Raw genomic sequence first — 862 nt, forward strand, 5'->3', positions numbered from 1 at the left:
TATGGTTAGATTTTGCTTAATGTCTGCTATAGTCATAACTTATTGTTTTGGGGTGACTAAGTTTTTTAAAAATATTTTTTTGTGTAATGCATTACGCAAATATATTATTCATTACTCAAATAAACAAATAACCTACTGCTTTTTTATGAAGCCTATTACTCGTATATTTGCTCTTATTATGTAAATTGATACTTTTATGAGTAATGAGGTTAACATTGCTAGCAAAATTATTTTACTTAGAAAGCAAAGGGGATGGTCTCAAATGGAGTTAGCTAAAAATATTTCTGCTTCTAGGGAAATTATCTCTAGATATGAAAGAAATGAAAGTGTGCCTTCTATTGATATGGTTGTAAAATTAGCAGATGTTTTTGGAGTAACTGTGGATTTTTTAGTGGGTAAAAGCAATTCTGCTTCTCTTGATAAGGAAACGGTTAATAGGATTAATAATATTCAAAATATGGATGATAAAACTAAATCGGTTCTTTTTGATGTAATTGATACTTATATTCAGAATTTTAAAACTAAACAGGCTTTTATTAAATAGGTTTTAAGTATATATTTTAAAATATAACCGCTGATTTTTTTATCAGCGGTTTTTTTATTTTATATCTTTACGGTTCCTAAATTCTCAGATTATGTTTTTAAAATTAAATTTCTACCCGTATAATATGGTGGCAGTAGTGGAAACGCCTGTAACGCTCTGAGAAGCGTAGGACACCTAAGTTGTGCGGGTTATATATTTTCCTAAATTCTCAAAAATCATGAACACAAAAAATTCAAATGAAAATCTTAACAATGATTTTTCAAATGAAAACAAAAACCTAAACCCTAAAGACTTCTTAAAGTCTCTGGAAAACTTTCC

Annotated in this window: 1 protein-coding gene; it reads left to right on the top strand. The window is 28.3% G+C overall.

The window, feature by feature from the left end:
- Window positions 1-196 precede the first annotated feature (196 nt).
- Window positions 197-544, top strand: coding sequence for a helix-turn-helix domain-containing protein (locus ETU10_RS00140; RefSeq protein WP_146309251.1), 348 nt, complete (start codon window positions 197-199; stop codon window positions 542-544).
- Window positions 545-862 lie beyond the last annotated feature (318 nt).

Origin of the sequence: Apibacter muscae, from assembly GCF_007845595.1 — a bacterium.
In the GTDB taxonomy this organism is placed as follows: domain Bacteria; phylum Bacteroidota; class Bacteroidia; order Flavobacteriales; family Weeksellaceae; genus Apibacter; species Apibacter muscae.

Coding starts and splice junctions, on each gene's coding strand:
- ETU10_RS00140 (WP_146309251.1), top strand. CDS start 197: ATGAGTAATGAGGTTAACATTGCTAGCAAAATTATTTTACTTAGAAAG.